Source organism: Heterorhizobium halophytocola, from assembly GCF_017873095.1.
Taxonomy (GTDB): Bacteria; Pseudomonadota; Alphaproteobacteria; order Rhizobiales; family Rhizobiaceae; genus Allorhizobium; species Allorhizobium halophytocola.
The window spans coordinates 257,768-276,765 of record NZ_JAGGJU010000006.1 but is presented as its reverse complement, the minus strand read 5'-3'; the positions used below and the strand labels follow the sequence as shown (position 1 = coordinate 276,765).

Annotated in this window: 21 protein-coding genes; 13 read left to right on the top strand and 8 right to left on the bottom strand. The window is 65.1% G+C overall.

All coding sequences use genetic code 11. The features are described from left to right. The first annotated feature begins 2 nt into the window (after nt 1-2). Entirely contained in the window at nt 3-1,166 is a 1,164-nt protein-coding gene (locus J2Z17_RS13000) for a trans-sulfuration enzyme family protein (protein ID WP_209945624.1), read from the top strand. 258 nt (nt 1,167-1,424) lie between these two features. Here the strand turns inward: J2Z17_RS13000 and J2Z17_RS12995 are convergent, their stop codons facing one another. Genes J2Z17_RS12995 through J2Z17_RS12985 form a run of 3 tightly spaced genes read right to left on the bottom strand, consistent with a single transcriptional unit; the run spans nt 1,425 to nt 5,172 of the window. Beyond that, entirely contained in the window at nt 1,425-3,719 is a 2,295-nt protein-coding gene (locus tag J2Z17_RS12995; protein ID WP_209945622.1) for a xanthine dehydrogenase family protein molybdopterin-binding subunit, read from the bottom strand. Continuing rightward, nucleotides 3,716-4,699 carry an FAD binding domain-containing protein gene (locus J2Z17_RS12990; RefSeq protein ID WP_209945620.1) on the bottom strand — a complete coding sequence of 328 codons (984 nt, stop codon included), beginning with the start codon at nt 4,697-4,699 and terminating at the stop codon, nt 3,716-3,718. Before J2Z17_RS12990 ends, J2Z17_RS12995 begins: the two co-directional genes overlap by 4 nt. Further along, nucleotides 4,696-5,172: a (2Fe-2S)-binding protein gene (locus tag J2Z17_RS12985; RefSeq protein ID WP_209945618.1), complete on the bottom strand. Its 477-nt coding sequence runs from the start codon at nt 5,170-5,172 to the stop codon at nt 4,696-4,698. The genes J2Z17_RS12990 and J2Z17_RS12985 overlap by 4 nt, the downstream gene beginning before the upstream one ends. Nucleotides 5,173-5,397: 225 nt before the next feature. Between J2Z17_RS12985 and J2Z17_RS12980 the strand changes: the two genes are divergently transcribed. Continuing rightward, a complete protein-coding gene (locus J2Z17_RS12980; protein WP_342454404.1) occupies nt 5,398-6,009 on the top strand; it encodes a TetR/AcrR family transcriptional regulator in 612 nt (203 codons plus the stop codon). 53 nt (nt 6,010-6,062) lie between these two features. On the opposite strand, the gene J2Z17_RS12975 is transcribed toward J2Z17_RS12980, so the two are convergent. After that, nucleotides 6,063-6,599 carry a DUF6428 family protein gene (locus J2Z17_RS12975; protein WP_209945614.1) on the bottom strand — a complete coding sequence of 179 codons (537 nt, stop codon included), beginning with the start codon at nt 6,597-6,599 and terminating at the stop codon, nt 6,063-6,065. 43 nt (nt 6,600-6,642) lie between these two features. On the opposite strand from J2Z17_RS12975, the gene J2Z17_RS12970 reads away from it, so the two are divergent. From J2Z17_RS12970 to J2Z17_RS12945, 6 genes are read left to right on the top strand one after another with little or no spacing between them, the layout of a single operon-like run. Next, nucleotides 6,643-6,999, top strand: a complete 357-nt coding sequence (locus tag J2Z17_RS12970) for an ArsR/SmtB family transcription factor (RefSeq protein ID WP_209945612.1) — start codon at nt 6,643-6,645, stop codon at nt 6,997-6,999. Next, a complete protein-coding gene (arsB, locus tag J2Z17_RS12965; RefSeq protein ID WP_209945610.1) occupies nt 6,996-8,027 on the top strand; it encodes an ACR3 family arsenite efflux transporter in 1,032 nt (343 codons plus the stop codon). The genes J2Z17_RS12970 and arsB overlap by 4 nt, the downstream gene beginning before the upstream one ends. A gap of 3 nt (nt 8,028-8,030) precedes the next feature. Next, on the top strand, nt 8,031-8,453 hold the full coding sequence (gene arsC, locus J2Z17_RS12960) for an arsenate reductase (glutaredoxin) (protein ID WP_209945609.1): 423 nt from the start codon (nt 8,031-8,033) through the stop codon (nt 8,451-8,453). Beyond that, nucleotides 8,446-9,156, top strand: a complete 711-nt coding sequence (gene arsH / locus J2Z17_RS12955) for an arsenical resistance protein ArsH (RefSeq protein WP_209945607.1) — start codon at nt 8,446-8,448, stop codon at nt 9,154-9,156. The genes arsC and arsH overlap by 8 nt, the downstream gene beginning before the upstream one ends. Next, nucleotides 9,153-10,472, top strand: coding sequence for an arsenite efflux MFS transporter ArsK (gene arsK / locus J2Z17_RS12950; protein ID WP_209945605.1), 1,320 nt, complete (start codon nt 9,153-9,155; stop codon nt 10,470-10,472). Before arsH ends, arsK begins: the two co-directional genes overlap by 4 nt. Then, complete coding sequence (locus J2Z17_RS12945) at nt 10,472-10,885, top strand: (R)-mandelonitrile lyase (protein ID WP_209945603.1); 414 nt, start codon at nt 10,472-10,474, stop codon at nt 10,883-10,885. Before arsK ends, J2Z17_RS12945 begins: the two co-directional genes overlap by 1 nt. Before the next feature lie 27 nt (nt 10,886-10,912). Here J2Z17_RS12945 and J2Z17_RS12940 read toward each other — a convergent pair whose 3' ends face one another. After that, nucleotides 10,913-11,350, bottom strand: a complete 438-nt coding sequence (locus J2Z17_RS12940; RefSeq protein ID WP_209945601.1) for a DUF1489 family protein — start codon at nt 11,348-11,350, stop codon at nt 10,913-10,915. A gap of 75 nt (nt 11,351-11,425) precedes the next feature. Further along, complete coding sequence (locus tag J2Z17_RS12935) at nt 11,426-12,826, bottom strand: L-serine ammonia-lyase (protein ID WP_209945599.1); 1,401 nt, start codon at nt 12,824-12,826, stop codon at nt 11,426-11,428. A 591-nt stretch (nt 12,827-13,417) separates the two neighbouring features. Between J2Z17_RS12935 and J2Z17_RS12930 the strand changes: the two genes are divergently transcribed. From J2Z17_RS12930 to J2Z17_RS12920, 3 genes are read left to right on the top strand one after another with little or no spacing between them, the layout of a single operon-like run. Next, on the top strand, nt 13,418-14,179 hold the full coding sequence (locus tag J2Z17_RS12930; protein WP_209945597.1) for a DUF599 domain-containing protein: 762 nt from the start codon (nt 13,418-13,420) through the stop codon (nt 14,177-14,179). Continuing rightward, on the top strand, nt 14,176-15,141 hold the full coding sequence (locus J2Z17_RS12925; RefSeq protein WP_245224075.1) for an acetyltransferase domain-containing protein: 966 nt from the start codon (nt 14,176-14,178) through the stop codon (nt 15,139-15,141). The genes J2Z17_RS12930 and J2Z17_RS12925 overlap by 4 nt, the downstream gene beginning before the upstream one ends. A gap of 11 nt (nt 15,142-15,152) precedes the next feature. Further along, on the top strand, nt 15,153-15,620 hold the full coding sequence (locus tag J2Z17_RS12920) for a methyltransferase family protein (RefSeq protein ID WP_209945595.1): 468 nt from the start codon (nt 15,153-15,155) through the stop codon (nt 15,618-15,620). Nucleotides 15,621-15,690: 70 nt separating this feature from the next. Here J2Z17_RS12920 and J2Z17_RS12915 read toward each other — a convergent pair whose 3' ends face one another. Both J2Z17_RS12915 and mgtE read right to left on the bottom strand, forming a co-directional pair. Then, nucleotides 15,691-16,086 carry a MerR family transcriptional regulator gene (locus J2Z17_RS12915; protein ID WP_209945593.1) on the bottom strand — a complete coding sequence of 132 codons (396 nt, stop codon included), beginning with the start codon at nt 16,084-16,086 and terminating at the stop codon, nt 15,691-15,693. 166 nt (nt 16,087-16,252) lie between these two features. Further along, nucleotides 16,253-17,674: a magnesium transporter gene (gene mgtE / locus J2Z17_RS12910; RefSeq protein WP_209945591.1), complete on the bottom strand. Its 1,422-nt coding sequence runs from the start codon at nt 17,672-17,674 to the stop codon at nt 16,253-16,255. Nucleotides 17,675-17,848: 174 nt separating this feature from the next. Between mgtE and J2Z17_RS12905 the strand changes: the two genes are divergently transcribed. Beyond that, entirely contained in the window at nt 17,849-18,358 is a 510-nt protein-coding gene (locus J2Z17_RS12905) for a peptide deformylase (protein WP_209945589.1), read from the top strand. 57 nt (nt 18,359-18,415) lie between these two features. After that, the gene (locus tag J2Z17_RS12900) at nt 18,416-18,913 is read left to right on the top strand and encodes a BON domain-containing protein (protein ID WP_209945587.1); all 498 of its coding nucleotides are present in this window, start codon (nt 18,416-18,418) and stop codon (nt 18,911-18,913) included. Nucleotides 18,914-18,998 lie beyond the last annotated feature (85 nt).

The window sequence follows — 18,998 nt, the reverse complement described above, 5'->3', positions numbered from 1 at the left end:
CCATGCGTGACGAAACCCTATGCGTGAAGAAACCAGTCGTCTCCGAGGAGGGCTTCGCCACCCTGGCGACGCCGACCTACCGGGCCTCGACCATTCCGTTTGCGGATGCCGAGGCCTATGCCAGCCGCGGCGAAAGGGGGCCGGACGGTTATACCTACGGCCTGCATGGGACACCGACGACGCGGACGCTGGAGGCGGCGCTATCGGCGCTGGAGGGGGCTGAACGCACGGTCCTGGTGCCATCCGGCCAGGCGGCGATCACCGTGGTCCTGTTGGCGGTGCTGATGCCGGGCGATACGGTACTCATCCCCGATACTGCCTATCCGCCGGTCGCCGGGTTCTGCGAGAACTACCTGGCGCCGCGCGGCATCTCCCACCGGGTCTATGATCCGATGATCGGTGCCGGCATCGAAGCGCTGATCGACGACACGGTCAAGCTGATCTGGATGGAATCGCCTGGCTCGACCACCATGGAAGTGCAGGATATCCCGGCGATCGTCGCGGTGGCGAAAAGGCACGGCGTGCTGACCGGCTGCGACAACACCTGGGCGACGCCGCTCTATTTCAAGCCGCTCGCCCATGGCGTGGATTTTTCCGCCCAGGCGCTGACCAAATATGTCGGCGGCCATTCCGACCTGCTGATGGGCTCGATCGCCGTTGGCGATCTCGATCTGCGATCGAAGCTTAAAGATGTGCTGCGGATGATCGGCATCGGGGTTTCCCCCGACGATGCGGCGCTGGCGCTGCGCGGGCTGGAGACCATGGCGGTGCGGCTTGCCCATTGCTCCCGCGTCGCCAGGGACCTTGCCGAGCGGATGGCGGCGCGGGTCGGCGCCGACAGGGTTCTGCATCCCGCCCTGCCCGGCTGTGCCGGCCACGCGGTCTTCGAGCGCGATTTTACCGGCGCCAGCGGTGTCTTCTCGCTGATCATTCCGGCCGCGGCAGAGGAGGTCCTGCAGCGCCATCTGACGGCGGCAAAGACCTTCTCGATCGGCGCATCCTGGGGCGGCACCCACAGCCTGCTTGCGCCGATGCGCATCCGCAGGACGGTGCGCAAAGAGGGTCATCAGGGCACCTATCTCAGGATCAATATCGGCATGGAGGCGCCCGAGGACCTCTGGGCCGATCTGGAGCCGATTGTCGAGGCCGTGGCCGCGACGCGCTGACCCCAGTCGAGACACGCCCGAGGCGGGGCAAGACGGAGGAGGACGCGGCGGACGGCAGTCGCCCCGGGCGGAAGGCAATCGGGCTTGTGGCCGAAGTCTCTGCTCCCCCGTTTTGCGGGGCAGCGCAGTACGCTTCTTGCGCGATTCCGGCCGTGCCGTGCGATGGTGAGCGGCGGGCAAGGTCGCCCACAAAAAAGGCCCCGCCGCGGGGGAGCGACGGGGCCGGGTACTGCTCTTCAGCTTTTCAGGCGACGGACCTCAGAGCAGATCTTCGATGCTGATCGGCAGGCTGCGGACGCGTTTGCCCGTGGCGTGATAGACGGCGTTGGAAATTGCCGCCGCGACGCCGACGATCGCCAGTTCCCCCACCGCCTTGCCGCCGAGCGGGGTTGCCTGGAAGTCCGGCACCCCGACGGAGATGGTCTGGATCTCCGGGACATCGGCATTGGTGGCGATCCGGTAATCGGCCAGATTGGCCGAGAGAATGCGGCCGTTGCGCGGATCGGTGACGCCCTCTTCGAGCAGCGCCATGCCGATCCCCATGATGATGCCGCCCTTGAACTGGCTGTCGGCGAGCTTGGTGTTGTAGAGCCGTCCGGCATCCACTGCCGTCACCACCCGCGAGACCCTGACCGTGCCGAAATCCTCGTCCACGCGCACCTCGATGAAGTGGGCGCAGAAGGAATGGCGCGAGACGGCAAAGTCGCTTTCCTTGTGCCCGCTGGCAAAGGTGGCGAACATCTGCCGGCGTTCCTGCGGCGTGCGCTCGGCCTCAGGCAGCGTGTCACGGGTAAGCTCCACCGCGTCCCGGCCGGTCGCCGCCAGCAGTTCGGCAAGGGTGATCCCCTCGCCTGCCGGTGTGGCGATGCGGCCACCCGACAGCATCAGGTTGTTGGCCTTGTCGCGCAGCGGCGAGTTCGGATCGGAAAGCCCGAGCTGCACCAACTCGTCGCGCACCGCCATCGCCGTCTTGTGGACTGCGCCGACCATCAGGTTGGCGAGCTTGGAGCCGCCGGCCACCGGCGCACCCGCATAGCGGCTGTCGCCGAGCTTGACCGCGACGCGCTCGACCGGCACGCCCAGCGCATCGGCGGCCGTCTGGGCGAGGATGGTATAGGTGCCCTGCCCCATGTCGATGGCGCTGGAGGACACCTCGACCGTCCCGTCGGCCTTGACCGAAACAGTCGCCTCGCCGCCGCCGGAATAGACCGGGTGGGTGCCGACCGCCATGCCCCAGCCGATCAGTTCATGGCCGTCGCGCATCGAGCCGATCTCGGGATTGCGCTTGTCCCAGCCGAAGGCTTCGGCACCTGCGGCATAGGCTTCGCGCAGCTTGCGCGTCGACCAGGGCTTGCCGGTCTCCGGGTCCTTCTCCGGCTCGTTCCTGAGCCGCAGTTCGACAGGGTCCATGGAAAGCTTGATCGCCAGCTCGTCCATCGCCGTTTCCAGCGCGAACCCGCTCGGATTCTTGCCCGGTGCGCGGAACGGGCCGGGCAGCACGGTGTTGACCGGCACGGTGCGCTGGCGCGACCGGAAATTCGGCACGTCGTACATCATGCCGGTGACGATGCCGGTGGTCTCGGTGAAATTGGCATAGGTCGCCGTCTCGTTGACCCCGTCATGGTCGATGGCGAGCAGCTTGCCATCCTTCGTCGCGCCGAGCTTCAGCGTCTGGCGCGTCGCCGGACGGCCGCCGAAGGCGGTGAAGGTCTGCGGCCGGGTGACGGCGAGCTTCACCGGTTGCTTCAGAAGCTTCGAGGCGATGGCGGCCGCCAGTGCATGCGGCTGCACCTGCGCCTTCGAGCCGAAGCCGCCGCCGATATAGGGGCAGACCATCCGCACATTGTCGAAGGGAATGGCGAAGGCGTCCGCATGATATTTCGCCATGCCGTCGATCCACTGGCTGTGCTCGTAGAGCGTCAGGTGATCGTCGTCTTCCCAATGGGCGATCAGGCCATGCGGCTCGATCGGCACGTTGTATTCGCGCGGCGTCTCGTAGGTCGCCTCGACGACGACAGGCGCGTCGGCGAGTGCGGCGTCCGGATCGCCCCAGTCCTTGCTCATGGCGGCGATGACATTGCCCTCGCCGGCGGCCGGATCGTGGAAGGTGGAGACAACCTTGCCGTTTTCCACCGCCACGGTGACGGCCCGGGCCGCGGCCCGCGCCTGTTCCAGCGTTTCGGCGACGACGGCCGCGACCAGCTGGCCGTTGAAGGCGATCTCGCGGGCGAAGGGATTATAGCTGTCGCCGGCCGGCCGGTTGCCGAAGAAATCGGCCTGCGGCACCAGTTCCAGGCTGTTGCCGGCATGCAGCACCATGCGAACGCCGGGCATGGCCTCGGCCTTCTGGGCATCGACCTGCACCACCCGCCCGGCGCCGATGGTCGAATTGACCATGACGCAGTAGAGCAGACCCGGCAGGCTGTGCTCGATCGCGTAGACCGCATCGCCGCGCACCTTGGCCGCACCGTCATGGCGGGCAACGCCCGTCCCGAGGATGGCGCCGCCATCGGAGGCATCGCCGCGTTTGGTGTTGACGTCCTGATAGTTCATGTCCGACCTCCGAGCTGAAGAATGGCCCGGGCGACGACGCGCGGTGCCAGGTCAATCTTGTAGGCATTGGCGCCGCGAGCAACAGCACCCTCGACCGCAAGGCGGCTCGCCTCGCGAACGGCCTGTTCGTCGAAGATCTGGCCGCGCAGGGCCTCCTCGACAGCGGTGCAGCGCCAGGGCCTCGTGGCAACCCCGCCGATGGCGACGTGGATGTCGCGGATCGTCCGTCCATCGTCCTCGAATGCGAGCCCGACGGCGGCACTGGCGGCGGCGAACTCGTAGGAGGCGCGTTCCCGTACCTTCAGATAGGTCGAGTTTTTTGCTGCCGGAGAGGCCGGCACGAAGATGCCGGTGATGATCTCGCCGGCCTCAAGCACGGTCTCCCGCTCCGGCGTCTCGCCCGGCAGCAGGAAGAAGTCGGCAACCGGGATATCTCGGTGATCGGTCTTCACCACCGCATCGAACGCCGCCAGCGCCACCGCGAGGTCGCCGGGATAGACCGCGATGCAGGCATCACTGGTGCCGAGCACCGCCTCGTTGCGGGTGACGTTGTCAAGCGCCGAGCAGCCCGAACCGGGATTGCGCTTGTTGCAGGCGGGATAGGCTTCCGGGTCGCGGAAATAGGCACAGCGCGTCTTCTGCAGCACATTGCCGCCGATCGTCGCCATGTTGCGCAGCTGCGCCGAGGCGGCGAGCAGCAGCGACTGGGAAATGGCCGGATAGGCCGCGCGGATCGCAGGCGCCTCCGCGGCGTGACTCATCTTCATCAGCGCGCCGATGGTGACGCCGTCCGGGGTCTGCTTGGCCTCGTCGAGACCGGAGAGATGGGTGATGTCGACCAGTGTGGCAGGTCGTGCGACATCACACTTGATCAGGTCGAGCAGCGTGGTGCCGCCGGCAAGGATGACGGCGCCCGGATCGACGCTGAGGGCGGCCGCCTGCGCAACGCTGCCGGCGCGGGAATAGGTCTGATCGCTCATGCCAGCGCCTCCGCTGCCTTGCGGACCGCCGCGACGATATGGGGATAGGCCCCGCATCGACAGAGATTGCCCGACATGAATTCGCGGATCTCGTCGTCCGAGCCCGCATGGCCTTCCTTGATGCAGGCGACCGCCGACATGATCTGGCCCGGCGTGCAATAGCCGCACTGGAAGGCATCCTCGTCGATGAAGGCCTGCTGAACCGCATGCAGCGTGCCGTCGGCCCCGGCCAGCCCTTCGACCGTGATGATCTCGCGTCCCTCGACCTGGGCGGCCAGCGTCAGACAGGCCAGCACCCGCTCGCCGTCGACATGGACTGTGCAGGCGCCGCACTGGCCCTGGTCGCAGCCCTTCTTGGTGCCGGTGAGCCCCGCCGTCTCGCGCAGGGCGTCGAGCAGGGTGGCGCGCGGATCGACGTCCAGGACGTGCCGGCTCCCGTTGATGTGAAGTTCCAGTGAACTCGGACTCGCCATATGCGGTCTCCCCGAAATTTGGATTGGGCGGCCCGACGATGCGGGCCTTCAGCAAGAAGATGACAGTGGCAGGCTGCGGAATGGATGACACGCCGCCTGCAAGAGGCTAGAATGAAGCGATGCGACAATAAACGGAGGCCCCTCCGTTTGCGAACTTAGGGACCGGCCCGGAAAATTCCAAGAGGCCGGTCGATTATTTTTTACGGGATGATGTCAGGTGAGGATGTGAAGGGACAGCAGGCGCGCGAGCAACGGGACGACACATCGCCGGCGAAGCCCACCCTCCGCGCCGATGCGCGCCGCAATCGTGAAAAGCTGGTGGATGTCGCGGCCGAGGCGTTTTCGCAGTTCGGCGTCGATACCTCGCTCGAAGCGATCGCCCGACAGGCGGGTGTCGGCATCGGCACGCTCTACCGGCATTTCCCCACCCGCGAGGCGCTGATCGAGGCGGTCTATCGCCACGAGGTCGAGGCGCTGGTCGCCTGCGCCGAACATCTGATGGCGGAAAAGACGCCGGAGGCGGCGCTGGCGGAATGGATGCAGCGCTATGTCGGCTACATGGCGACCAAGCGCGGCATGCGCGACAATCTGAAAGCGATGATGGAATCGAAGTCGCAGCTGTTTGCCGAGACGCACGGGCTGGTGCCGCGCACGTTTACCCGGATGATGGAAAATGCCCAGGCCAGCGGCGCGATCCGCGCCGACGCGGAAAGCGGCGATGTGCTGCACGCCCTCTCCAGCATCTATTCCTATTCCGACGGCCCCGACTTCAAGGCCCGCGCCCACCGGCTGGTCGGCCTGTTGATGGACGGGCTGCGCTACGGCGCCCCGGAATAGAGCCTCCAGGGCCTGCCGCCGGCAGCACCGGCGACCGCCCCTTCCCCCATATCTCAGCAGCAGGCCGGCTGGCGTGCGCCGCAGCAGGCGGATGCCGCCGCGGCGGCGGCCAGCGGCGTTGAGTGCGCCGTCTCCTGTCCGGCCAGCCAGCGATCGCGCGGCTTGCAGCTCGCGGGCCGGGGGTGGAGCGAAACCTGCCAGCGACCGTCGACCAGCACCGGGCTTTGCGCACAGTAGATGGCGATCGGCGCGACGCCGTCGCTGAGCTCGAAGGTCAGCTGCGCGGAACCGTCGAGACGAACATGGTCGACGACCTTGGCGATGATGGCGAGGAAGCGCCCGGCCGTCATCGGGCCCCGGTCGGAGGTGTCGTCGACGTCCCACAGCTGGACGAAGATTTCCGACCACGCTTCCGGATTGGCGCCACAGTCTAAAGCGGAGAAATGGCCCGCCTTCACCTCGGTCACGTGATAGCCCTGTTTCAGCGACTGCCCGTCATGCAGAAAGAGGAGCGGCGCGGACCGCTCTGTTGCGAGGCTTTCGGTCAGGCGCTGCAAGGTGATGTCATGCGTCTTGTCTACGGCAATCATCGGTGCTACTCCTCGGCTTCAACACTTCAAGAGTTATTGAAATATGGACCAGGGTCAAGCCCTCAATTGTTTCGCGGCCCTCTCTCAGGAGACGCGGCTGCAGATTGTCCGCCAGCTGGTGGTCGCAGGCCCGGACGGCATGGCCGCGGGCGCCATCGCCGCGGCGCTCGACGTCTCGCCCTCCAACCTCTCCTTTCACCTGAAGGAGCTCGACCGCGCCGGGCTGATCAGCCAGGCACGGGAATCGCGCTCGATCATCTATGCGGCGAATTTCGAGGCGCTCGGCGGTCTCGTCACCTTCCTGATGGAAGACTGCTGCGGCGGCCATCCGGACATCTGCCGGCCGGGCGGGGCAATCTCGGGTGGCTGTGGGCCACGGCCAGGACGGGAAACGCCATGAACCTCTTCGAGCGCTATCTCACCCTCTGGGTCTTTCTCTGCATCGTCGCCGGCATTGCGCTCGGCCACGCCCTGCCCGGCCTGTTCCAGCAGATCGGTTCGGCCGAGATCGCCAAGGTCAACCTGCCGGTCGCAGTCCTCGTCTGGCTGATGGTCATTCCGATGCTGCTGAAGATAGACTTTTCGGCGCTGACGCAGGTCGGTCGCCACTGGCGCGGCATCGGCGTCACGTTGTTCGTCAACTGGGCGGTGAAGCCCTTCTCGATGGCCCTGCTCGGCTGGCTCTTCGTCGGCTGGCTGTTCCGGCCGCTGCTGCCGGCCGACCAGATCGACAGCTATATCGCAGGCCTGATCCTGCTGGCGGCAGCCCCCTGCACCGCGATGGTCTTCGTCTGGTCGAACCTGACGCGCGGCGAGCCGCATTTCACCTTGTCGCAGGTGGCGCTGAACGACGTCATCATGATCGTCGCCTTCGCCCCGATCGTCGGCCTGCTGCTCGGCCTTTCGGCGATCACCGTGCCGTGGAACACGCTGCTGCTGTCGGTCGTGCTCTACATCGTCGTGCCGGTGATCGTGGCCCAGCTCCTGCGCCGCACGGTCGATGTCGAGGCGCTGCAGCGCCGGCTGCAGCCGGTGTCGCTCGTGGCGCTGCTGGCGACGCTGGTGCTGCTGTTCGGTTTTCAGGGCGAGCAGATCATCGCCGAGCCGGGTGTCATCGCGCTGCTCGCCGTGCCGATCCTGATCCAGGTCTATTTCAATTCCGGGCTTGCCTATCTGCTGAACCGCTGGTCGGGCGAGCAGCATTGCGTCGCCGGTCCCTCGGCACTGATCGGTGCGTCGAATTTCTTCGAGCTGTCGGTTGCCGCCGCCATCAGCCTGTTCGGCTTCCATTCCGGGGCAGCGCTGGCAACCGTCGTCGGCGTGCTGATCGAAGTGCCGGTCATGCTGTCGGTCGTCTTCATCGTCAACCGCTCGAAGGGCTGGTACGAAGAGGGCCGGACCGTTTCGCGCCAGAACCAGGAGGTCTGAACCATGGACGTGACCATCTACCACAACCCTGCCTGCGGCACCTCGCGCAACACGCTGGCGCTGATCCGCAATGCCGGGATCGAACCCGAGATCATCGAATATCTGGCGACGCCGCCGTCGCGCGCGACGCTGGAAAAGATGATCGCCGACGCGGGGCTGAGCGTGCGCGACGCGATCCGCAAGAAGGGCACGCCCTATGACGAACTCGGGCTGGACGATGCCGCGCTTACCGACCAGCAGCTGCTCGACGCCATGCTGGAACACCCGATCCTGATCAACCGCCCCTTCGTCGTCACGCCGCTCGGAACGCGGCTCGCCCGCCCGTCGGAAGTCGTGCTCGATATCCTGCCGGATAGCCACAAGGGGGCCTTTGCCAAGGAAGACGGCGAAGCCGTTCTCGACAGCGAGGGCAAGCGCCTTGTCTGACCAGCTTCCCGCAGCTTCTGCCGATCACCTCGCCCGCCCCGACCCCGATAGGCTCAAGCCGCTCACCTCCACCCACAAGCCGCGCATCCTGATCCTCTACGGTTCCTTGCGCGAAGTCTCCTACAGCCGGCTGCTGGCCGGGGAATGCCGGCGATTGCTGGAGCATTTCGGCTGCGAGGTCGAGATCTTCGATCCGGCCGGCCTGCCGCTGCCCGACGCGGCGCCGACCGATCATCCGCGGGTCGCGGAACTGCGCCGGCTGACCCAATGGTCCGAGGGCCAGGTGTGGATCAGCCCGGAGCGTCACGGCGCCATGACCGGTATCATGAAGGCGCAGATCGACTGGATCCCGCTTTCGGTCGGCGCGGTGCGCCCGACCCAGGGCAAGACGCTGGCGGTGATGGAAGTGTCCGGCGGCAGTCAGTCATTCAACGCCGTGAACCAGCTGCGCATTCTCGGCCGCTGGATGCGGATGGTCACCATCCCCAACCAGTCCTCGGTGCCGAAGGCCTTCCAGCAGTTCGACGACGACGGCCGGATGAAGCCTTCCGCCTATTACGACCGGGTGGTCGATGTCTGCGAGGAACTGGTGAAATTCACCTGGCTGATCCGCGACGCCTCGCCCTATCTGACCGAGCGCTACAGCGAGCGGGTGGAGAGCGCAGCCGAACTCGAAAAACGCGTGACGTTGACCTCGATATGACCCGGGAGCGCGTCGATATCACCCCGGTCCTGCTGCTCGGCCTGACGCAGATCATCGGATACGGCACGCTCTATTACAGCTTTTCGATCCTTGCCTCCGACATGGCGTCGGATTTTTCCTGGCCGCGCGAATGGCTCTTCGCGACCCTGTCGATCGCGCTGGTAGTCGGCGGTTTCACCGCGCCGCTGCTCGGCGAACTGTTCGAGCGGATCGGTGCCGGCCGGGTGATGGTGCTCGGTTCGGCGCTCTGTGCCGCAGCGCTTGCCCTCTGCGCGCTGGCGCCGGTGAAAAGCGTCTTCGTCGGGGGACTGGTCGCCGCCGAGATCGCCGCCAATCTCGTGCAATATGGCGCGGCATTCGCCCTTCTGGTGCAGCTGAACCCGCATACCGCAAGCCGCAGCATCACCTATCTGACGCTGATCGCCGGATTTGCCTCGACAGTCTTCTGGCCGCTGACGACGGCCCTGCATGCAAGGCTCGACTGGCAGGCGATCTACCTGATCTTCGCCGGCCTCAACCTCTTCGTCTGCCTGCCGGTGCATGCCTATCTGGCCGGCCGCGCGGGCCATGGCGCAAGGACGCGCAAGACCGTCTCCGGGCCGGTGGCCGGGGTGATCGCCGGCCACCGGCGGCGTCACGCCTTCCTGCTGATGGCGATCGCCTTCGCGCTGCAGGGCTTTCTGACGTCGGCGATGCTGATCCATATGGTGCCGCTGCTGTCCGGCCTCGGCCTCGGTGCCAGCGCCGCCCTGGTCGGCACGGTGTTCGGCCCGTCGCAGGTGGCGAGCCGGCTGATCAACATGACCTTCGGTCAGCGCCTGCCGCCGATCGGTCTGGCGCTGGTCTCGGCGGCGCTGATGCCGGTCGGCATCCTCATTCTCTGGCTGAGTGCGCCCTCGCTGACCGGGGGCGTCGCCTTTGCGATCATCTTCGGCATGGGCAACGGCATTCTGAGCATTGCCAGTGGCACGCTGCCGCTCTTTTTGTTCGGCAGCGAGGGCTATGGCCGGCTGCAGGGCCGGGCGATGTCTGCGCGGCTGATCCTCTCGGCCTCGGCGCCCTTCGTGCTGGCGGTGGCGATGCAGCGGATCGGCGTCGGCCCGGCGCTTGCCGGCACGACGGCGCTCGGCGCCCTCCCGGTCATGCTGCTGCTGGCGATCGGGCTTTCGATCTGGCGCAGGCCCGGCCTCGCCTTGAAAGCCGGCGCGCCGACGGCAGATATGAACGAGGTCAGGTCCGCGCCGTCAGCGCTTCGCGACATGCCGCCGACCACCGATGCCAAGGATCTGGCCGCAACGCAGAGAGAGGCTCCCTGATGGATATTATTCGCAATGCAAGCCGGCCTTCCGGTCGCGGACCCGCCGACTGGTTCACCGGCCAGGTGCGCATCGACCCGCTGTTCTCGCCGAACGAGGCACGCCGTGCCGCGGCCGCGCTGGTCACTTTCGAGCCCGGCGCGCGCACGGCATGGCACACCCATCCGCGTGGTCAGACGCTGATCGTGGTGTCCGGCCGCGGCCTTGTCCAGCGCCAGGGCGGTCCGGTCGAAGAGATCCGGCCCGGCGATGTCGTCTGGTTCGAACCGGGCGAGAAGCATTGGCATGGGGCTGCGCCCGAAAACGCCATGAGCCATATCGCCACCCAGGAGGAACAGGACGGCAAGACCGTCGACTGGATGGAGCATGTGAGCGATGCCGAGTACGCAAAGGCACCGACGACGCAAGGATAGCGGCGGAAGGCAAGCATTGGCGCGACCTCAGAGAAGCCCGAGATCTGCGAGTTCGCGCTTCAGGTCATCGGGCATCTCGGACAGATCCGCGCCGCCGGCCGACAGGTCGCGCGGGGCGGCATCCGGCTCCAGATAGCGCCAGCCCTGGAACGGACGGCGCGGCGCCGGCGCGGTCTCGATCACCTCGGGGCCGAGCACCAGCTCGCAGCGGCCGATCCCCTGCTCGTCCTTGAAGGTATTGATGCCGATCAGTTTTTGCCGCGCCGCGACCTGGCCCTTGATGATCCAGTAGAGCGAGCCGCCATCGAGCAGTTCCTCGGCGCGCTTCGGTGCCATGCGGGTTACATGGCTGGACTGCGGCTCCAGCCCGGCCGCAACGGCGGTGAGCGCGCGATGCGCCACCCATTCCCGGAGATCGTCGACGGAATCGGCGCCGACGCAAAGCTTGATCATGTGAAGTGTCATGGCACCGGAGATACTCTCTGACGCGGCCGCGTCAAGTCGGATCGGATGTCGCCGCCGTGATCGCGCGCGACCGCCTCAGCATTCCACCACATTGACGGCGAGACCGCCAAGCGAGGTCTCCTTGTATTTCTCGCTCATGTCGTTGCCGGTCTGGCGCATGGTTTCGATCGCGGCGTCGAGCGGCACGAAATGCACGCCGTCGCCCTTCAGCGCCAGCGAGGCGGCGGTCACAGCCTTGACAGCGCCGAGCGCATTGCGCTCGATGCAGGGCACCTGCACGAGGCCGGCGACCGGATCGCAGGTCATGCCGAGATGGTGTTCCAGCGCGATTTCGGCGGCGTTCTCGATCTGCTCTGGCGAGCCGCCCATGACGGCGGCAAGGCCCGCGGCGGCCATGGCGGAGGCGGACCCCACCTCCCCCTGACAGCCGACCTCGGCGCCGGAGATCGAGGCATTGTGCTTGATGATGCCGCCGACGGCGGCCGCCGTCAGCAGATAGTCGCGGATGCCGTTCTGGTCGGCGTCCGGGTGGAAATGCAGGTAGTATTTGATCGTCGCCGGCATGACGCCTGCGGCACCGTTGGTCGGCGCCGTGACGACGCGTCCGCCGGCTGCATTCTCCTCGTTGACGGCCATCGCATAGACCGAAAGCCAGTCATTGGCGAGCAGCGGATTGGCCCTGTTGGAGCGCCATTCCTCGTTCAGCTTGTCGTGGATCGAACGCGCCCGGCGGCGCACTTTCAGGCCCCCCGGCAGAATGCCGTCCTGCTTCAGCCCGCGGTCGATGCAGCCGTTCATCGCATCCCAGAGCCGGTCGAGGCCGGCGTCGAGGTCGGCCGGCGCCATCACCGTCTCTTCATTGGCCCGCTTCATCTGGGCGATCGTCAGCCCCGAGCTTCGCGCCATCGCCAGCATTTCCTTGGCCGACGCAAAGGGATAGGGCACCTTCTGGCCGCCGGCGCTCTTCGACGCATTCTTCATCCGCTGCAATTCGGTCTCGGTGACGACGAAGCCGCCGCCGATCGAATAGTAGACGGTGGTGAGCAAAAGACGACCGTCATGGTCGAAGGCGGAGAAGCGCATGCCGTTGGCGTGGCCCGGCAGCGGCTGCTTCTTGTCGAAGACAAGATCTTCGTCCGGCTTGAAGCCATAGGCCGGGTGGCCGGCGGGCTCCACCTTGCCGCTCGCCTCGACCGCCTCGATGATCTGGTCCATCCGGTCGGGATCGACCCCGTCGGGCGCCTCGCCCGTCAGTCCGATGATCACCGCCCGGCCCGTGCCGTGGCCGATGCCGGTATAGGCAAGCGAACCGTGCAGGCTGACCTTGAGCGCCGCGACTTCGGCGCCGGCGGGCCGCGGCCATTCGTCGGAGGCGATCAGGTCGAGAAACCGGTTGGCGGCCGTCATCGGTCCCATGGTGTGGGAGCTCGAGGGGCCAACCCCGATCTTGAAGACATCGAATACCGACAGAAACATGAGAATTCCCCTTGAGGCCTGACCCTGTGAGGCTAGACCAGACGCGGTCATGGATGCGGTGGAACTCCGACATCGCGTTTCACCGGAACGACACGACGCCATTCGGGTGGCTGAAATGAAGAACGGCGTGACCCGGGAAAGGTCACGCCGCCAAATTGGTGCTGACAGTCACGTCAGGGCTTAAAGATGCGCCCAGAGATAAGCGACTGCCAAAATCCCTGCAAAACCGACCAATGCACGAAAGGTCACAGTCCAGCAGGACTTTTGGATGCTGTTGTCCATCAATGACTCCGAAAAGGGTCCGCCATTTCATTCGGAGCGCCGTCCCCCGAACCGCGTTCCGTGAAAGGCATTTATTAAATTTTGTGTGGCGACGCAACCACCAAAAATGGCAAAACCAAGGCATTCTTGGGGGTGCCTCTCCAGATAATTAAGGGATTTGTTAGTGATATCCGCGCGTTAGTGCGTCAAAAAGAGAGTTGTGCGTAGCTTGCATAGCCGCAATTCCAACGCAGACATTGCCGAATGTTAAACCTCTTGCACTTGAAATTGCAGGCATCCTAGATGGGACAGGCCGCAGAGGAGAATCTCATGAACCTGCCCGACTATCTGGCGCTCGCATTGTTTTCGGTCTGCTGGCTCGCCTTTGCCTGGGTGACCGGGCAGAAAAAGGTCCTGCCGCGGGTCAGCCTGACGCAGGCGATGGGCGAATGGCGGCGCCACTGGATCATGAATTCCCTCTACCGCGACCTGAAGATGATCGACACGCAGATCATGGCCGGGCTGCAGAACGGCACGGCCTTTTTTGCCTCCACCTCGATTTTCGCCATCGGCGGCTGTTTCGCGCTGCTGGGCGCGACGCAGGAGGTCGATGCGGTGTTTCGCGACCTGCCGCTGCTGTCGCATGGCGGCCGCTCGGCCTTCGAACTGAAAGTGTGCGGGCTGACGGCGATCTTCGGGTATTCCTTCTTCAAGTTCGGCTGGTCCTACCGGCTGTTCAACTATTGCACGATCCTGTTCGGCAGCATGCCGATGGCCGAGCGCGCGCGTCAGGCGCCGGAAGCCGCCCGCGCCGCGGCCGAGCGGGTGATCCGGGTCAACATCCTGGCGGCCGCCAATTTCAATGCGGGCCTCAGGGCGATCTTCCTGTCGATAGGCTATCTCGGCTGGTTTGCCGGCCCTTACGTCTTCATGCTGACCACGCTGTTCGTCTTCTTCGTCCTGCTTCGGCGGCAATTCTTTTCCGACGCGCGCCGCGTTGTGCTGGCCGATGTCATAGAAAGGTCGGATTCCCCCTCTGAAAGCGGGGTTTTCAAGCCCGATCCCATCGGCCACCACGAGGATAGTCTTTGACCGAAACGATCCCCGTATCTGCCCCGCGCCCATCGGGCCGGGTGAAGATCATCGACACCGCGCGCGCCGTGGCCCTGATTGCCATGGCCTCCTATCATTTCAGCTGGGATCTCGAGTTTTTCGGCTATCTCGATGCCGGCATCACCACCCATGGACCGCTGAAGGTCTATGCCCGGATGATCGCCGGCAGTTTCCTGTTCCTGGTCGGCGTCAGCCTGGTTCTGGCGCACAGGCCGCAAATCCGCTGGCGCGGCTTCGGCAAGCGGCTGGCCATGGTCGTCGGCGCTGCCCTGCTGATCACGGTCGCCACCTATTTCGCCACGCCGGACGCCTTCATCTTCTTCGGCATCCTGCATGCGATCGCGCTGTTCAGCCTGCTCGGCCTCGCCTTCCTGCGCCTGCCGTTCCTGCTGACGGCCGTGATCGGGGCGGGCTTTATCGCTCTTCCACAGTTTTATGTGGCACCCGTGTTCGATCAACCGCTGCTGTATTGGGTCGGACTTTCCGATGTGTTGCCGCGGACAAACGACTATGTACCGCTGTTTCCCTGGTTCGGCATGGTGCTTTTCGGCATCGCCGCCACCCGTGCCGCTCTGGCGGCCGGTCTGATCGAGCGGCTTTCGCGCATACCGGCCGGTCCGAAGGTCCTGCAACTGGCCGGCCGTCACAGTCTTGCCTTTTACCTGGTTCATCAACCGGTGCTGATCGGGATCGCTTATCTGTTGACGCTTGCAGTTCCCCCTCCGGCACCGGATCCGGACGCAGGCTATCTCAGCAACTGCCAGATGAGTTGTACCGCGGACGGCAATGACGTGCCGCTCTGCACGCGGTTCTGCGCTTGTACGCTGGAGCGGCTGCATGCAGAAAACCTGCTTGAGGGCCTCCAGTCTGGCGCAATCTCGGCAGGCGATGATGAACGAATAAGGACACTTGCCAGCGGTTGTACGGCCGCCAGTCAGTGACGGAGCGGAAAATGAATGCCTATCGCCTGAAGCCGATGGCCTTTCCCTGGCCACCCATGCTGTACACCGCAGCCATTGCCGGAGCTTTCGGGCTCGGACGGCTGATCGACCTGTCGATGCCGGCCCGCACGCAGCTGATGGTGTCCGGCTTCATTCTGCTGGCCCTCGCCCTGGCGCTGATGCTGTGGTCGATGAAATCCAAGATCGATGCGCATGTCTCGCCCTTCGGACTGCGCAAGCGCCCGACGCTGATGACCACCGGTCCCTACCGCTTCACCCGCAATCCGATCTATCTCGGCTATACCCTGGCAACGATTGCCGCCGGGCTGCTGAGTGCCAATCCCTGGTTTCTGCTGGGCGCGCTGACGGCTGCGATCGTGACGACGCAGATCGCCATCCGCCGCGAGGAAATGCTGCTTCTGGCCCGCTACGGCATCGACTACGAGCGCTATTGTCGCCAGGTGCGCCGCTGGCTGTGAGCCGGGCCACGTCTGAGGGACAAATCTTGTTCCATCCGGTAAAGGCCGCGCGCCGGCGCGGCAAAGCCGCTCAGGTCCCGACGCCGATTTCCACCATGCGCGACAGGCAGGCCTCCTCGGCCTGATCGAGTTCGCTCAGGGTTTCGTCGATATCCTTGCGCTTCTGGCGCAGGTCGTCGCGCTTCTGGTCGATGCGCGTCATCATCAGCTTCAACTGTCCGATTTCGCCGGGCGGTGCCTTGTAGACCTGCACGATTTCGCGGATTTCGGCGATGGTGAAGCCGATGCGGCGGCCGCGCAGGATTTCCTGGATGAGCCGGCGATCGGCGCTGCGATAGAGACGCGTGCGGCCACGCCGCTCCGGCTGGATCAGCCCCTCATCCTCATAGAAGCGCAATGTCCGGGTCGAAACACCGAATTCACGGGTCAATTCGGTGATGCTATAATGTTTTTTCACGGCCGTCATGCTCCTTGGACGACGGCATTGTATTAACTCTTACGTAAAAGTCAATTTTCAGCCGGGCCACCGACAGCTCGCCGCGCCCGACAGGTTGCACGGGACATGGCCTGCCTGCGCGCCCTGCCCTGCAGCGATGCGAAACCACCGCTGAACTGGCGGCGGCACGCAGCTGTCAGCTGATGGCGAACCACCAGGTGGCAAGCCCCAGAAACGAGAAGAAGCCGCAGACATCGGTAACGGTGGTGACGAAGACGGTCGAGGCGACCGCCGGGTCGGCACCGAAGCGATCGAGCAGCAGCGGGATCAGGATGCCGGCGATTGCCGCTGCCATCATGTTGATCAGCATGGCGACCGCAATGATCCCGCCGAGATTGATATTGTCGAACCAGACGCCGGCCACCACACCGATCAGCACGCCGAACAGCATGCCGTTGATCAAGCCGACGCCGGCCTCGCGGCGGATGATCCGCCAGGCATTGTGAATGTCGATGTCGCGGGTGGCGAGCGCGCGCACCGTCACGGTCATCGTCTGCGACGCGGCATTGCCGCCCATGCCGGCGACGATCGGCATCAGCACGGCAAGCGCCACGATCTTCTCGATCGTCGCGTCGAAGAGCCCGATCACCGATGCGGCGAGGAAGGCGGTCAGGAGGTTGACGCCGAGCCAGGGGACGCGCGAACGGGTGGTGGCGCGCACGCTGTCGGACAATTCTTCGTCGCCGACGCCGCCGAGGCGCATCAAATCCTCTTCAGCCTCTTCCTGGATCACGTCGACGACGTCGTCGATCGTCAGGATACCGACCAGCCGGCCGTTTTCGTCGACCACGGCCGCCGACAGAAGGTCGTATTGCTCGAACAGTTGCGCGGCTTCTTCCTGGTCCATCTCGGCCGGGATCGGATGGTTGGTCTCGCGCATGATCGCTTCGATCTTGCCGAGGCGCGGCGTGCGCAGCACCTTGTCGAGATCGACGGCGCCCAAAAGCTTGAAGGTCGGGTCGATGACGAAGATCTGGGAAAAGCTTTCCGGCAGGTTTTCTTCGTCGCGCAGGTAGTCGATCGTCTGGCCGATTGTCCAGAACGGCGGGACGGCGACGAATTCCGTCTGCATGCGCCGGCCGGCCGAGCTTTCCGGATAATCGAGCGCCCGGCTGAGGCGGACACGCTCGGTGAACGACAGCTTGGAGAGAATTTCGTCCCGGTCGACCTGATCGAGGTCTTCCAGAATGTAGACGGCGTCGTCGGAATCCAGGTCGCCGATCGCCGCGGCGATCGTGTCGTTCGACAGCTGCTCGACGATCTGCAGGCGGATGCCCTCGTCGACTTCGGTCAGCGCGGTCAGGTCGAAATCTTCGCCGAGCAGGTTGATCAGCGCGATCCGCTGTTCCGGCTGGATCGCCTCCAGCAGGTCGCCCAGTTCGGATTCGTGCAGGCGGGCCACGTTCTGGCGCAGGAAGAGCACGTCGCGATCGGCGATCGCGGCGCCCACCAGCATCAGGAAATTGGAGCGCACATAGCCGTCTTCGTCATAGATATCGGTGGCAGGCTCTTCTGCGGCGGGAGCAGGCTGGAGGATGGTTTCGTCGATTTCGTTCATCGATCCACCTCTTGGGTTCTTGGTCGCGTCAGACCGCCTCAGACAGCCCGGGTCCTACCCTATTCCGGGGGGAAGGTCCAGCGGGCGGCGGCGCCGGGCCCTGTTGTAAGCATATTGTTTTTCGGCTTTTTCGCCGCTATCGCAGATGCGGTTCGAACGGAGATCGCCCACGGCATGCAACGCGCCATCCTCACCTTTCCCGATCCCGGCCTGACCAGGGTCGCAAGTCCCGTGATCGCTTTCGACCCGGCGCTGCAAACGCTCGCCGACGACCTTTTTGACACCATGCGGGCCGCCCCGGGGGTCGGCATCACCGCGCCGCATATCGGGGTGGCCCAGCGGCTTGTGGTGCTCGATCTGCCGGCACTCGGCGGACGCCGCGATTTTGCAAATCCGCAGATACTGTCGGTTTCCGGCACCCTGATGCGCCATGACGAGGGCAGTGTCTCGATGCCCGGCATGGTCGAGGCGCTCGAGCGGCCCGACGCGGTGCGCCTGCGCTACCAGGATCTGCAGGGCAATGGCCACGAGACCGAGCTTCAGGGCTTTCCGGCGATCTGCATGCAGCATGAAATCGATCAGCTCGACGGGATCTTCTGGATCCTGCGCCTGTCGCGGCTGAAGCGCGAGCGGTTGTTGCGCCGGTGGGAAAAGCACAAGCGCGGTCAGACGTCTTTGTCGTGAACCAAGCCGGCTCCCGGACGTTGTTTTGCCAGATCCCAACAGACCTGGAGACATCCGATGGCAAACGAGAAGAACGACCTGTCGCGCGAGGAGGATTACCGCGATTTCAACCAGCACAACGTCGAGGATGGCTGGCCCTATGACGACGAACCGGGCGGTGCGGCCAAGCCGGTCGGCAACGGCGCCTATGGCGAAGGCGAAGCCAATTTCGACCGAGACCGCAATCACGGTTTCCGGGTGACGGAAGCGGAAGCCAGCGGACTGGAGCATGCCGCACGCGCACCCGTGCTTCCGGAGACGGACCACCGCGAGGACAGCGATGATATCGAATCGCGCGTCGAAGAGGCGATCGAGGCAATCGACGGCGTCGACGTACTGGAACTCGACCTGCATGTGGACGGCCACCGACTGACGATCAGCGGATCGGTCGATACGCCGCAGGAGCGCCGTCAGGTGGAACTGGCAGCCCTCTCGGTCAAGGGTGTTGCCGAAGTGCGCAACGAGGTGCGCACCCGCGGCGTCGATACGCATATTCCGGCGGATGCCGACGAATAAGACCGTTTCGGCGCCCCTGCTTCGTACGGGAGAAAAGAACAAAAGGCCCGGTCGGCATGATGCCGGCCGGGCCTTTGATCTTATG